Raw genomic sequence first — 14,365 nt, 5'->3', positions numbered from 1 at the left:
CGCCATGGCGCTGAGCGACAAGGACCGCATCTTCACCAACCTTTACGGCATCCATCATTGGGGGCTGACGGAGGCGCGGCGGCGCGGCAACTGGGACGGGACGGCCGGCATCATTGCCAAGGGCCGCGACTGGATCATCGAGGAAATGAAGCAGTCCGGCCTGCGCGGCCGTGGCGGCGCCGGCTTCCCGACCGGCCTCAAATGGAGCTTCATGCCGAAGGAGAGCCCCGATGGGCGGCCCTCCTATCTGGTAGTGAACTGCGACGAATCCGAGCCGGGCACCTGCAAGGACCGCGACATCATCCGCAACGATCCGCACACGCTGATCGAGGGATGCCTAATCGCCGCCGTCGCCATGGGCGCGCATGCCGGCTACATCTACGTCCGCGGCGAATATTACAATGAGCACCTGGTGCTACAGGCCGCCATCGAAGAGGCCTACGAGGCCGGCCTGCTCGGGCCGAACGCAGCTGGCTCTGGCTGGGATTTCGATCTCTACGTGCATCGCGGCGCGGGCGCCTATATCTGCGGCGAGGAAACGGCGCTGATCGAGAGCCTCGAGGGCAAAAAGGGCATGCCGCGGCTGAAGCCGCCATTCCCCGCCGCCGTCGGCCTCTATGGCTGCCCGACCACGGTGAACAACGTGGAAACCATCGCGGTGGTGCCGGAGATCCTGCGGCGCGGCGCATCCTGGTTCGCCTCCTTCGGCCGGCCGAAGAACAGCGGCACCAAAGTGTTCTGTATCCAGGGCCACGTGAACAAGCCTTGCAACGTGGAAGCCGAGATGAGCATCCCGATGCGGGAGCTGATCGAGCGCTATGCCGGCGGGGTGCGCGGCGGCTGGGACAACCTGCTGGCGGTGATTCCCGGCGGTTCATCGACCCCGCTGCTGCCGAAGCATATCTGCGACGACGTGCTGATGGACTTCGACGCGCTGCGCGAGCACAAATCGGGCCTCGGCACGGCGGGCGTGATCGTGATGGACAAGTCCACGGACATCATCAGAGCGATCGCGCGCCTCGCGCAGTTTTACAAGCACGAGAGCTGCGGCCAGTGCACCCCCTGCCGCGAGGGCATGGGCTGGCAGAAGCGCCTGATGGACCGCATGGTCGAGGGGCGGGCGGAGATCGCCGAGATCGACGTGCTGGAGAGCGTGACCCGCCAGATCGAGGGCCATACCATCTGCGCGCTGGCCGATGGCGGCGTGTGGCCGGTGCAGGGCCTGATCCGGCATTTCCGGCCGCTGATGGAAGAGCGCATCGCGGCCTACAAGGCCAAGAAGAGCGGCGGCGCCATGCCGCTCGCCGCGGAGTAACACGCCATGGCGAAGGTCACGATCGACGGGATCGAGATCGAGGTCCCGAACGGTGCCACCGTGCTGCAGGCCTGCGAGGCCGCGGCCAAGGAGATCCCGCGCTTCTGCTACCATGAACGGCTGAGCGTGGCGGGCAATTGCCGCATGTGCCTGGTCGAGGTGGAGAAGGCGCCGAAGCCGGTGGCCTCCTGCGCCTATCCGGTGGCGGACGGCATGAAGGTGTTCACGGACAGCCCGATGGTCCGGAACGCCCGCCGCAACGTCATGGAGTTCCTGCTGATCAACCATCCGCTGGACTGCCCCATCTGCGACCAGGGCGGCGAGTGCGATCTGCAGGATCAGGCGACAGCCTATGGCGGCCAGGGCGGCCGTTATATGGAGGAGAAGCGGGCGGTCAAGGACAAGTACCTGGGCCCGCTGGTCAAGACGATCATGAACCGCTGCATCCAGTGCACCCGCTGCGTGCGCTTCGCGACCGAGGTCGCGGGCGTGCCGGAGTTGGGCGCCACCGGCCGCGGCGAGGATCTGCAGATCGGCACCTATGTCGAGAAGGCGCTGACCACCGAGCTGTCCGGCAACCTGATCGACATCTGTCCGGTTGGCGCGCTGACCAGCCGTCCCTATGCCTATGTGGCGCGGCCCTGGGAATTGCGGAAGACGGATAGCGTGGACGTGCTGGACGCCACCGGCACCAACATCCGCGTCGACACGCGCGGGCCGGAGGTGGTCCGCATCCTGCCGCGCACCAATGAGGATGTGAACGAGGAATGGATGGCCGATCGTGGCCGCTTCGCCTTTGACGGGCTGAAGCGGCGCCGGCTGGACCGTCCCTGGGTGCGCAGGGACGGCAAGTTGCGCCAGTCCAGCTGGGAAGAAGCCTTCTCGGTGATCAGCGAGAAGATGCACGGGCTGAAGGGCGACCAGGTCGGCGCCATCGCCGGCGACTTGGTGGATGCCGAGAGCGCCTTTGCCCTGCGCGCGCTGATGCGGGGTCTGGGTTCGGCCAACACCGATTGCCGCCAGGATGGCGCGGCGATCGACACCTCGCGCCGCGACTTCTACCTCTTCAACAGCGGCATCACCGGGATCGACGAGGCTGATGCCTTGGTGATCATCGGCAGCAACCCGCGCCGGGAAGCGCCGGTGCTGAATGCACGCATCCGCAAGCGCTGGGCGTCCGGCTCCATGAAGGTGGCGCAGATCGGGCCGCAGGGCCTCGACCTCACCTATAATGCGGAACATCTGGGCGAGGGCCCACTGGCCATCGCGGGCCTGATGGATGGCAGCCTCGGCTTCGCGGAAACGCTGAAGGCCGCCAAGAAGCCGATGGTGATCGTCGGGCGGGCGGCGCTGGCGCGTCCGGATGGTGCCGCGATCCTGGCGGCAGCCTGGGATCTGGCCAAGGCCTTCGGGGCGCTGACACCGGAGTGGCACGGCTTCAACGTGCTGCACCTGTTCGGCGGCCAGGTCGGCGCGCTGGATGCGGGCTTCGTGCCGGGCGAGGGCGGTCGCGACGTGGCCGGCATGCTGCAGGGCGGCCTGCAGGCCCTCTGGCTGCTGGGCGCCGACGACATCGACACCGCCCTGATTCCGTCCGACACCTTCGTGGTGTATCAGGGCCATCACGGCGATCGGGGCGCTGCCCGGGCGGACGTGATCCTGCCGGGCGCCGCCTATACCGAGAAGGACGCCACCTACGTCTCCACCGAAGGGCGGGTGCAGCGGGGCCGACTGGCCTTGTTCCCGCCGGGGGAGGCGAAGGAGGACTGGCGCATCATCCGTGCCGCCGGCGCCGCGTTGGACGTGGCTTTGGAGTTCGACACGCTGGACGCGCTGCGCGAGCGGATGGTCGCTTTCAACCCGATCTTCGGCGTGGTGGATGGACGCGTTGCTGGCGGCTGCGCGGACAGCTCCGGTCCGCGGGCGAGCGGCGCCATGGGCGAGGCGGCCTTCACCCTGCCTCTCGCGGATTACTGGCTGGCGGACACGGTGAGCCGGGCCTCAGAGACGATGGCCCAGTGCAGCCGCATCTACAACGATCCCGCGCCGCGGCTGGCGGCGGAGTAAGCCCTGATGGAAGCCTTCCTTGCCTCCCCGTTCGGGGTGCTCATCATCACGGCGCTGCAGACGCTGGCGATGCTGGTGCCGCTGCTGATCGCCGTTGCCTACATGACCTATGCCGAGCGCAAGATCATGGCGGCGATGCAGATGCGCGTTGGCCCGAACGTGGTGGGCCCGCTGGGCCTGCTGCAGCCCTTTGCAGATGCCGCGAAGATGCTGATGAAGGAAACCATCATCCCGTCGGGCGCCAACCGGGCGCTGTTTATCCTCGGGCCGATGCTGACCTTCATGCTGGCGATGATCGCCTGGGCGGTGATCCCGGTGAACGAGGGCTGGGCGATCGCCGACATCAATGTCGGCATCCTGTACCTGTTCGCGGTCAGTTCGCTCGGCGTGTACGGGATCATCATCGCTGGCTGGGCGTCGAACTCGAAATACGCCTTTCTCGGCGCGCTGCGCTCGGCGGCGCAGATGGTGAGCTACGAGGTCTCCATGGGTCTCGTGATCGTCACGGTGCTGCTCTGCGTCGGCTCGCTCAACCTGACGCAGATCGTTCTGGCACAGAAGACGGTGTGGTTCTTCATTCCGCTCTTCCCGATGTTCATCATCTTCTTCATCTCGACCCTGGCCGAGACCAATCGCCCGCCCTTCGACCTGGCGGAGGGCGAGTCGGAACTGGTGGCGGGGTTCATGGTGGAATATTCCTCCATGACCTACGCGCTGTTCTTCCTCGGCGAATACGCCAACATGTTCCTGATGTCGGCCATGACGACCACCCTGTTCCTGGGTGGATGGCTGCCGCCGATGGACATCACCCCCTTCAACTGGCTGCCCGGGCCGATCTGGTTCATCCTGAAGATCTGTCTGTGCATGTTCACCTTTGTCTGGGTGCGTGCGACCTTCCCCCGCTACCGCTATGACCAGCTGATGCGCCTGGGCTGGAAGGTGTTCCTGCCGTTCAGCCTGATCTGGCTGGTGTTGACGGCCTTTGTTCTGAAGCTGGCCGGGTGGCTGCCGGCATGACCTGTTCCAAGATGAGTGGCGCGGGCCTGCTCCGCGCGATGAGGTGAGAGATGGCATCGCTTGACCGGATGGCGCGCAGCCTGCTGCTGACCGAGCTGGTCTCGGGCATGGCGCTGACGCTGAAGTATTTCTTCAGCAAGAAGTCGACCATCAACTATCCTTATGAGAAGACGGCGCTGTCCCCCCGCTTCAAGGGCGAGCACGCGTTGCGGCGCTACCCGAACGGGGAAGAGCGGTGCATCGCCTGCAAGCTGTGCGAGGCGGTCTGCCCGGCCCTGTGCATCACCATCGAGGCCGAGCCGCGCGAGGACGGGTCACGCCGCACCACGCGGTACGACATCGACATGACCAAATGCATCTATTGCGGCCTGTGCGAGGAAGCCTGCCCGGTAGATGCCATCGTCGAGGGGCCGAACTTCGAGTTTGCCACCGAGACCCGGGCCGAGTTGCTCTACGACAAGAACCGCCTGCTTTCGAATGGTGATCGCTGGGAACCGGAGATTGCCAAGCGGCTCGAGCTCGACTCCCCCTACCGCTGAACGCCACGCTTCGGGGGTGGAACCGGCCGTGACATCCCCGAGGCTCTCCAGCACGGCCCCGTCCTCCTGCCAGGGCGGTTCATTTCTTGGAACGGTGCCATGATGCAGCATCTGCACGCGGGCGGGCCGCGATGATCGCCGCTCTCGCCTTTTACGTCTTCGCAGCCATCCTGATCGCCTCGGCGGTCATGGTGGTGACCAGCCGGAACCCGGTGCATAGCGTGCTGTTCCTGATCCTGGCCTTCTTCAACGCTTCTGCGCTGTTTCTGATGGCCGGCGCCGAGTTCCTGGCGATGATCCTGGTGATCGTCTATGTCGGCGCCGTGGCCGTGTTGTTCCTGTTCATCGTCATGATGCTGGACATCGACTTCACGCAGCTGCGGCAGGGCTTTCAGCGCTACGCCCCGGTGGGCGGCGTGATCGGGGCCATCCTGTTCCTGGAGCTGCTTTTCGTGTACGGCTCCTGGCAGTTCGCGCCGGATGCGGCGACGCTGCGGATGAACGTCGTGCCGGTGGAGCCGGGCGTTTCCAACACCGAAGCGCTGGGGCGGCTGGTCTATACGGATTACGTCTTCCTGTTCCAGGTCGCCGGGCTGATCCTGCTGGTTGCCATGATCGGCGCCATCGTGCTGACCCTGCGCGACAAGTCGGTCGACAGCAAGCGCCAGGACATCGCCACGCAGGTGGCCCGTGCGGAGGCGGTCGTTCTGACCAAGGTTCCGGCCGGTGCTGGCCTCGCCACCATGGGCATCACCCGCCGCAAGCTGCCCGAGGCGCCGAAGCCCAAGGCCGTCGCGCATGACGATCCCGGCCATTCCGGGGGAGGGCATCACTGATGTTGAGCATCGGCCTCGGCCATTACCTGACTGTCAGCGCGATCCTGTTCGTGCTCGGGATCCTCGGCATCTTCCTGAACCGGAAGAACATCATCGTCATCCTGATGTCGATCGAGCTGATCCTGCTGTCGGTGAACCTGAACCTCGTAGCCTTCTCCGCCGCGCTGCAGGATCTCACCGGGCAGGTCTTCGCCATGTTCGTGCTGACCGTGGCGGCGGCCGAGGCCGCCATCGGCCTGGCAATCGTCGTCATCTACTTCCGCAATCGCGGCAGCATCGAGGTGGAAGACATTTCCACCCTGAAGGGCTGAAGCCATGTATGTCGGTGCTGTTTTCTTTCCCCTGCTGGGGGCCTGCATCTGCGGCTTCTTCGGCCGCTGGCTGGGCGACAAGCTGGCGCAGTGGGTGACCGTGGTCTGCATGGCGCTCGCCGCGCTGTGCGGGATCTCGGCCTTCATCCAGGTCGGCTTCAACCATGCGCCCACCACGGTGGACATCGTCACCTGGCTCGATGTCGGCGGTCTGCAGCTCTCCTGGGCGCTGCGCTACGACACGCTCGCGGCGATGATGGTGGGCATGGTCACGCTGATCTCGACCATGATCCATCTCTACAGCGTGGGCTACATGTCCCATGACGAGACCCAGCCGCGCTTCTTCGCCTATCTGTCGCTGTTCACCTTCATGATGCTGATGCTGGTGACCGCCGATAACCTCCTCCAGCTGTTCTTCGGCTGGGAAGGCGTCGGCCTCGCGAGCTACCTGCTGATCGGCTACTGGTACGAGCGCGAGAGCGCCAATCGCGCGGCGATGAAGGCCTTCATCGTCAACCGGGTGGGCGACCTGTTCTTCATGCTCGGCATGGCGCTGACCTTCTGGACCTTCGGCACCATCGAGTTCGACGGCATCTTCCAGGGTGTCGCCGCGGCGCAGCCCACCACCTTCGCCGGGGTCCCGGTGATCGAGCTGATCGCCCTGTTCTTCTTCCTGGGCGCCATGGGCAAGTCGGCGCAGATCGGCCTGCACACCTGGCTGCCGGACGCCATGGAAGGCCCGACGCCGGTGTCCGCCCTGATCCACGCGGCCACCATGGTCACGGCCGGCGTGTTCCTGATGGCGCGCATGTCGCCCCTGGTGGAATACGCGCCCAACGTGCTGGGCTTCGTCACCGTGATTGGCGCCACCACGGCCTTGTTCGCGGCATCGGTCGGCATGGTGCAGAACGACATCAAGCGGGTGATCGCCTACTCGACCTGCTCGCAGCTCGGCTACATGTTCTTCGCCGTCGGCGTTGGCGCCTACCAGGCGGCCGTGTTCCACCTGTTCACGCACGCCTTCTTCAAGGCGCTGTTGTTCCTGGGGGCCGGCTCGGTCATCCATGCCATGTCGGACGAGCAGGATATCCGCAAGATGGGCGGGATTTGGAAGAAGATCCCGGTCACCTATGCCATGTTCTGGATCGGCTCGCTGGCGCTGGCCGGCGTGCCCTACTTCGCCGGCTATTATTCCAAGGACATGATCCTGGAGGCGGCCTTCGCCGGGCATGGCTGGACGGCGATGTACGCGTTCATCTGCGGCATCCTGGCCGCCTTCCTGACCGCCTTCTATTCCTGGCGCCTGATCATCATGACCTTCCACGGCAGGCCGCGCGCCGACCATCACACGATGGAGCACGTGCATGAGAGTCCGGCGGTGATGCTGGTCCCGCTGCTGGTGCTGGCGGTGGGCGCGCTGTTCACCGGTGCCTATTTCTATGAGAACTTCGTCGGCCATCACTGGGCCGAGTTCTGGAACGGCGCTATCGTGAATGCGCCGCACAACCACATCATGCATGAGGCGCACGAGGTGCCCGAATGGGTGCCGCTGGCGCCCACCGTGGTGGGCGTGACCGGCATCGTGCTGGCCTATGTGTTCTACATGTTCATGCCGGGCATCCCGGGGCGGATCGCCGCCGCGATGCCGGGGCTGTACCAGTTCCTGCTGAACAAGTGGTATTTCGACGAATTGTATGACCGCATCTTTGTCCGCCCCGCCCGTGCCCTGGCGCGCGTGTTGTGGCAGACGGGCGATGCCAAGATCATCGACGGCATGCCCAACGGTGCCGCGGCGCTGACCATGCAGGCCTCGGGCCGGATGGTCCGGCTGCAGTCGGGGCGGGTGGCGAACTATGCCTTCGCCATGATCATCGGGCTTGTGTTGTTCGTATCCATCTTCGTGTTCGGGGTCGGCCGATGAACGCCGCGGGTTTTCCCCTGCTCTCGCTGCTCACCTTTCTGCCGTTGCTGGGGGCGGGCATCATCATGTTCGTCCGCGGGGAGGAGGCGGTGGTTGCCGCCAATGCCCGCTGGACGGCGCTGTGGACCAGCCTGATCACCTTTGGGCTGTCGCTGATCCTGTGGTTCCAGTTCGACAAATCCACCGCTGACTTCCAGTTCGTGGAGCAGATCAGCTGGATGCCGGAGTTCGGCCTCGGCTACCACATGGGCGTGGATGGCATCTCGGTGCTGTTCGTGCTGCTCTCGACCCTGCTGACACCGATCTGCATCCTGTCGTCCTGGGAAGCGGTGCAGAGTCGCGTGCGCGAATACATGATCTCCTTCCTCGTCCTGGAGACGATGATGGTGGGCATGTTCGCCTCGCTCGACGTGGTGATGTTCTACATCTTCTTCGAAGGCGTGCTGATCCCGATGTTCCTGATCATCGGGATCTGGGGCGGCACACGGCGCGTCTACGCCGCTTACAAGCTGTTCCTCTATACCCTGCTCGGCTCGCTGCTGATGCTGCTGGCCATGCTGCTGCTGTGGTTCGAGGCCGGCACCACCTCCGTTCCGGCGATCCTGAACCTGCAGATCGCGCCCTCGGTCCAGGTCTGGCTGTTCCTGGCCTTCTTCGCTTCCTTCGCCGTGAAGGTGCCGATGTGGCCGGTGCACACTTGGCTGCCGGACGCCCATGTCGAGGCGCCGACGGCAGGCTCGGTGATCCTGGCCGGCGTGCTGCTGAAGATGGGCGCCTACGGCTTTCTGCGCTTCTCCATCCCGCTGCTGCCGCAGGCCACAGAATGGTTCGCGCCGCTGATCTTCGCGCTGTCCGTTATCGCGGTGGTCTACACCTCCCTGGTGGCCCTGGCGCAGGAGGACATGAAGAAGCTGATTGCTTATTCCTCGGTGGCGCATATGGGCATCGTGACCATGGGCATCTTCACCCTGAACCATCAGGGCCTATCAGGCGCCATCTTCCAGATGCTGAGCCACGGCGTGGTGTCCGGCGCGCTGTTTCTCTGCGTCGGCGTGTTGTACGACCGGGTGCACAGCCGCGAGATCGCGCGCTACGGCGGTGTGGCCAAGATCATGCCGTCCTACGCCATGGTGTTCATGCTGTTCACCATGGGCTCTGTCGCGCTGCCCGGCACCGCGGGCTTCCCGGGCGAGTTCCTGGTGATCGTCGGCGCATGGCAGGCAAATCCCTGGGTCGCCTTCGGCGGGGCGCTGGGCATGATCCTGGGTGCGGGCTACATGCTGTACCTGTACCGGCGGGTGGTCTTCAGCCGCATCAGCCGCGAGGACCTGAAGGCCCTGCTGGATCTCAGCCCGCGCGAATACGTCACCTTCGCGCCGCTGATCCTGCTGACCTTGTGGATGGGCATCTACCCATCGTCTTTCCTTTCCTTCTTTGAGGTCAGCGTGGCGGCGCTCGTCACCCGGCATGAGGCCGCGATGGCCCTGCCGCGCCTGGCCGGGATGTGAGTGGCATGAACTGGACCCTCATCCTTCCCGAGCTGGTTCTGGCGATGGCCGGGCTGGTGATCCTGGCGGTGGGCGTGCTGCCGAAGCGCGACACCGATTTCGCCACCGGCATGGCCGTGCTGGGTGCGCTGCTGCTGGCCGGGGTGCTGGTGGTGGCGCAACCCGAGGGCGAGGCCTTCCTCGGCCAATACGTGTCCAACGCCTTCACCAAGTTCATGAAGATCCTGGTGCTGGCAGGCGGCGCGCTGGGCCTCGTGCTGGCCATGGACTGGAACCGCAAGGAAGGGCTGGCGCGCTTCGAATTCGCCATCCTGATACTGTTCAGCACGGTCGGCATGATGATCATGGTCTCTGCCAACGACCTGATCGCGCTCTATCTGGGGCTCGAACTGCTGTCGCTGTCGCTCTATGTCATCGCCGCCTTCAATCGTGACAGCGCGCGCTCCGCGGAAGCCGGGTTGAAGTACTTCGTGCTGGGCGCGCTCGCTTCCGGCCTGCTGCTCTACGGTTCGTCGCTGGTGTATGGCTTCTCCGGCTCCACCAACTTCGACGGCATTGCGGACGCCATTGCCGGCAGCGAGGGGGCGCCCTTCGGCTTGGTGATCGGCCTGGTCTTCGTGCTGGCGGCGCTTGCCTTCAAGATCTCGGCCGTGCCGTTCCACATGTGGACGCCGGACGTGTATGAAGGCGCGCCAACCCCGGTGACGGCCTTCTTCGCCACCGCGCCGAAGGTGGCCGCCATCGCCCTGCTGACCCGCGTCGTCGCCGGCCCGTTCGCCGAGCTGGCGGTGGAATGGCAGCAGGTGCTGCTGATCGCCTCCCTCTGTTCCATGGTGCTGGGCTCCCTGGCCGCCATCGGACAGCGCAACATCAAGCGGCTGATGGCCTATTCCTCGATCGGCCATGTCGGCTATGCGCTGATCGGCCTCGCCGTCGGCAGCGAGATGGGCATCCGCGGCCTGCTCCTCTACATGGCGATCTACCTGTTCACTAATGTCGGCGCCTTCGCCGTGCTGGTGGCGATGCGTCGTGATGGCCGGGCCCTGGAAGGCGTGGATGACCTTGCGGGGCTCGGCAGGACGGACCCGGCCATGGCCCTGGCCATGACGGTGTTCATGCTGTCGATGGCCGGCATCCCGCCGCTGGCCGGATTCTTCGGCAAGCTCTACGTGTTCCTGGCGGCGGTGCAGGGGGGCTACTGGACCCTGGCCGTGGTCGGCGTGCTGTCCTCGGCCGTGTCGGCCTATTACTACCTGCGCGTCATCAAGGTGATGTATTTCGACAGCGGCGAGGCGCTGGACCCCCGTCCACCCAGCTTGTCCGTGGTGCTGGCGGGAACCGGGCTGTTCACCGTGTTCTTCTTCCTGTTCCCGACGCCCTTCCTGGCCGCCGCCCAGGCCGCCGTCGCTGCGCTGGTGGGGTGAGCGGCGCCGGCGCCCCCTGGCGCCTCAGCGTCCATGATGAGCTGGCCAGCACCCAGGACCTGGTGCTGGCCGCTGCCGCAGCCGGCGAGCCGGAAGGGCTGGCCGTTCTGGCCCGCCGGCAGGTTGCCGGACGTGGCACGCAGGACCGCCTCTGGCGCTCGGGAGCCGGCAATCTGGCCCTTTCTCTGCTCTGGCGTCCCGGCGGTTCGGCGCAGGCTCTGCCGCGATGGTCCCTGCTAGCGGCCGTCGCATTGGCCGATGCCGTTGCGGCCGAGTTGCCGCCCGGGACCCCGCTGACCCTGAAGTGGCCAAACGATCTTCTGCTGGATGGCGCCAAATGCGCCGGCATCCTGACCGATGCGGCGAGCGACGGCGACGGCACCCTGGAGTGGCTCGTCCTCGGAATCGGCGTCAACCTGGCTCATGCGCCGGAACTGCCGGACCGCCGGACCGCCAGCCTGGCCGCTTTCATCGCGCACCCCCCCGAAGCGGCCTTGTTCGCCCAGGCATTGCTGCGACGGCTCTCTGCGTGGCGCGGGCGCCTGGAACGGGAGGGCTTTGCCTGCGTCCATGAAGCTTGGCTGGCGCGCGGCCCAAAGGTTGGAACGGAGTTGAGCCTGTTCCAGGGCGGCACCCCGTGGCACGGCATCTTCATGGGCTTGGCCGAGGATGGCCGCCTGTTGCTGCGGATCGGTGACCGGGATCGTGCTTTCATGTCCGGTGAAGTCGCCGGCTGACACCTGCCCGAAGCGCAGGATTGCAAACAGCGCCTGCCGCCCCTGTTGGCGCAGCCGCTTCACCATCCTATTTGTTATCGTGACAGTTTGCCTGACGCGCCGGCGCCTCCGATGGGCACGAGGCACGAGGGCCGCAGAGTTTCGCCCCGAGGGGCCTCATCCGTTCCACATACGCTGCAACAAAAACAACATCCGTGAGACAGAATGAACTTGATCCAGAATGACAACGATCTCGCCTTTATTCCATTGGGCGGGACGGGCGAGATCGGCCTGAACCTGAACGTCTACCGTTGCGACGGCCAACTCCTGGCCGTGGATTGCGGCCTGGGCTTCGGCGGCGCCGACAATCCCGAAGCCGAGGTGATGGTGCCTGATCCGGGCTGGCTGGCCGATCGTCGGGACCGACTGGTCGGGCTGGTGATCACCCATGCCCACGAGGATCATATCGGGGCCGTGGCGCCGCTCTGGCCGCAGCTGCGTTGCCCGATCTACGCCAGCCCGTTCACCATGGCGGTGCTGAAGCGCAAGCTGGGCGAAGCCGGGCTGATGGGCCAGGTCAAGCTCGTGACGGTTCCGCTGGGCGGTTCGCTGGAACTCGGTCCGTTCGGCATCCGCTTCATCCGCGTTACCCATTCGGTGCCCGAGCCGCAATCCATCGCCATCACCACGCGCTACGGAACGGTGCTGCACACCGGTGACTGGAAGCTGGACCCGGATCCGTTGATCGGCCAGCCGGCAGATGAGGCGGCGTTCGAGCAACTCGGGCGGGACGGGGTGCTGGCCATGGTGTGCGACAGCACCAATGCGCTGGTGGAAGGCCATTCCGGCTCGGAATCCGATGTCCGGCAGTCGATGAAGGCCTTGATCCGCCAACTCAAGGGCCGGGTCGCGATCACCTGCTTCGCCACCAATGTGGCACGGGTGGAAACCATCGCCCTGGCCGCTCAGGCCGCGGGGCGGCGGGTGGCATTGTTCGGCCGTTCGTTGCGCAACGCCGAGGCCGCGGCGCGCGAATGCGGCTACCTGCAGAACGTGCCGCCATTCCTGTCGGAAGATGAGGCGGATGACGTTCCCGATGACCAGCTGCTGATCATCTGCACCGGCAGCCAAGGCGAGGAACGCTCGGCCATGGCGAAGATCGCCGCCGACACCCACCCGCGCATCTCGCTCGGGGAAGGTGATACGGTGATCTTCTCCTCGCGCATGATCCCCGGCAACGAGAAGGCGATCCTGCGCATGCAGGACGAACTGGCCCGCGGCGGTTGCCGAGTGATGACGGCCGACGACCACATGGTGCACGTGTCCGGCCATCCGGCGCGCGACGAGCTGAAGCGGCTGTATTCCCTGGTGAAGCCGCGCTACGCCGTGCCGGTGCATGGCGAATGGCGCCACCTGCAGGAACACGCGGCGCTGGCCAAGGAGATGGGGTCCACCCCGGTTCTGGTCGAGGATGGCGACGTGCTGCGGCTGGCGCCCTTGTCAGGCAATGCCGCGCCGGATGTAGTGGAAGGCGTGCCGACCGGCCAGTTGGTGGTGGATGGCGACCGACTTCTGCCGCTGGAAGGGGCGGTGCTCGGGGCCCGGCGGAAGATGCTGTTCAACGGCGTGGTGGTGGCATCGCTGGCCGTCGACCAGGACGGCCGGGTGCTGGGTACGCCGCAGGTCTCAGCGCCGGGCTTGTTCGAGATGGGCGATGTGGAGCCTGGACAGCTGGCCGACGAGCTGGCGCGCGTGGTCACTGACTTGCCGCGGCCATTGAAGGAAACCGACGACCTGTTGCGGGATGCGGCCCGGACGGCGCTGCGCAAGGCCGTCGGGCGCCGTTTGCGCAAGCGTCCCAGCGTCGAGGTCCACATCCTGCGGGTCTGAGTTCCGCCATCCGGAGCCGGGACACGATGCCCCGGTGTCGTCCGGCCCGGGCAGGCGGATCAGCCGGCTGATCCGCCTGTTGCTTCATCGCTTCGCTCGACCGGACCGGGCGCCGCACCCTGGTCATGCGCCGGGACGGCAGGGTGCCGGGAAGCAGGGAGCCGACCTTGCTGGATCGGCAGGTCGGGCCCGGTGCAGTCCAGCTCGTATAACCCGGCCGGCCGCCGCGGGTCATGGCACGATGCGGCTCGCAGCCATCCGGGTGGTGCGCGATATCTGGTCGGCATCGCCCGTGCCATGGCTGAGCCGGATGAACGACCACCGAGCGACCCAGGCCAATGGCCCAGGGGATGTACGGATCTTTGTTAGGCCGCAGAGGAAGGGGGATGAGGTGAACTGGTTCACCGGTGTGATGGTGTACGTAATGGTCTGGTGGGTGGTGCTGTTCGCCGTGCTGCCGATTGGTGTGCGCCCTGACCATGATGGCGACGCCGCGGCGGGTGGTTGGCGCGGCGCCCCGGAGGCCCCCCAGATCGGCCGGAAATTGCTGTGGACGACATTGGCGGCCAGCCTGATCTTCGCTGGCCTCTTCGCGGTGATCCAGAGCGATTGGCTTAGCTTCCGTCCAGGCGGCAGTTTGTCACTAACATTGGATGAGAAGAAATAGGGCAGATCTTGCGGCATCTGCCAATTTTTTGATCTTCTGAAGAACGAAGGCCCAAATTAGCGGCGATTTTGGCTGGTTTTTGCATTGCGGCAGAAAACGTCTGACGACAGGATCAAGGACAGGAAGAGAGCTGGTTCTCTTCCTGCCGTGTGAC

12 protein-coding genes are annotated in these 14,365 nt (G+C 65.6%); all 12 read left to right on the top strand.

Annotated elements, in window-relative coordinates; all coding sequences use genetic code 11:
* Nucleotides 1–4: 4 nt before the first annotated feature.
* The 12 genes from nuoF to D2K64_RS09800 all read left to right on the top strand — a co-directional run bounded on the left by nuoF (nucleotide 5) and on the right by D2K64_RS09800 (nucleotide 14,211).
* On the top strand, nucleotides 5–1,315 hold the full coding sequence (nuoF, locus tag D2K64_RS09855; RefSeq protein WP_120008188.1) for an NADH-quinone oxidoreductase subunit NuoF: 1,311 nt from the start codon (nucleotides 5–7) through the stop codon (nucleotides 1,313–1,315).
* A gap of 6 nt (nucleotides 1,316–1,321) precedes the next feature.
* Entirely contained in the window at nucleotides 1,322–3,382 is a 2,061-nt protein-coding gene (gene nuoG / locus D2K64_RS09850; protein WP_120008187.1) for an NADH-quinone oxidoreductase subunit NuoG, read from the top strand.
* 6 nt (nucleotides 3,383–3,388) lie between these two features.
* A complete protein-coding gene (nuoH, locus tag D2K64_RS09845) occupies nucleotides 3,389–4,399 on the top strand; it encodes an NADH-quinone oxidoreductase subunit NuoH (protein ID WP_120008186.1) in 1,011 nt (336 codons plus the stop codon).
* Nucleotides 4,400–4,449: 50 nt separating this feature from the next.
* A complete protein-coding gene (gene nuoI / locus D2K64_RS09840; RefSeq protein WP_120008185.1) occupies nucleotides 4,450–4,938 on the top strand; it encodes an NADH-quinone oxidoreductase subunit NuoI in 489 nt (162 codons plus the stop codon).
* A 131-nt stretch (nucleotides 4,939–5,069) separates the two neighbouring features.
* Entirely contained in the window at nucleotides 5,070–5,774 is a 705-nt protein-coding gene (locus D2K64_RS09835) for an NADH-quinone oxidoreductase subunit J (RefSeq protein ID WP_120008184.1), read from the top strand.
* A complete protein-coding gene (gene nuoK / locus D2K64_RS09830) occupies nucleotides 5,774–6,085 on the top strand; it encodes an NADH-quinone oxidoreductase subunit NuoK (protein WP_162306172.1) in 312 nt (103 codons plus the stop codon). The genes D2K64_RS09835 and nuoK overlap by 1 nt, the downstream gene beginning before the upstream one ends.
* 4 nt (nucleotides 6,086–6,089) lie before the next feature.
* Nucleotides 6,090–8,006 carry an NADH-quinone oxidoreductase subunit L gene (nuoL, locus tag D2K64_RS09825; RefSeq protein ID WP_120008183.1) on the top strand — a complete coding sequence of 639 codons (1,917 nt, stop codon included), beginning with the start codon at nucleotides 6,090–6,092 and terminating at the stop codon, nucleotides 8,004–8,006.
* Complete coding sequence (locus D2K64_RS09820) at nucleotides 8,003–9,514, top strand: NADH-quinone oxidoreductase subunit M (RefSeq protein ID WP_120008182.1); 1,512 nt, start codon at nucleotides 8,003–8,005, stop codon at nucleotides 9,512–9,514. The genes nuoL and D2K64_RS09820 overlap by 4 nt, the downstream gene beginning before the upstream one ends.
* Before the next feature lie 5 nt (nucleotides 9,515–9,519).
* Entirely contained in the window at nucleotides 9,520–10,938 is a 1,419-nt protein-coding gene (gene nuoN / locus D2K64_RS09815; RefSeq protein ID WP_120008181.1) for an NADH-quinone oxidoreductase subunit NuoN, read from the top strand.
* The gene (locus tag D2K64_RS09810; protein ID WP_120008180.1) at nucleotides 10,935–11,675 is read left to right on the top strand and encodes a biotin--[acetyl-CoA-carboxylase] ligase; all 741 of its coding nucleotides are present in this window, start codon (nucleotides 10,935–10,937) and stop codon (nucleotides 11,673–11,675) included. The genes nuoN and D2K64_RS09810 overlap by 4 nt, the downstream gene beginning before the upstream one ends.
* Nucleotides 11,676–11,879: 204 nt before the next feature.
* Nucleotides 11,880–13,544, top strand: coding sequence for a ribonuclease J (locus D2K64_RS09805; protein ID WP_120008179.1), 1,665 nt, complete (start codon nucleotides 11,880–11,882; stop codon nucleotides 13,542–13,544).
* 391 nt (nucleotides 13,545–13,935) lie between these two features.
* Nucleotides 13,936–14,211 (top strand): DUF1467 family protein, encoded by a 276-nt coding sequence (locus D2K64_RS09800; RefSeq protein ID WP_120008178.1) that lies wholly within the window; start codon nucleotides 13,936–13,938, stop codon nucleotides 14,209–14,211.
* The last annotated feature ends 154 nt before the right edge of the window (nucleotides 14,212–14,365 follow it).

Origin of the sequence: Teichococcus vastitatis (assembly GCF_003604215.1) — a bacterium.
Taxonomy (GTDB): domain Bacteria; phylum Pseudomonadota; class Alphaproteobacteria; order Acetobacterales; family Acetobacteraceae; genus Pseudoroseomonas; species Pseudoroseomonas vastitatis.
The sequence above is the reverse complement of the archived record's forward strand: the minus strand, read 5'-3'. Positions and strand labels throughout refer to the sequence as shown.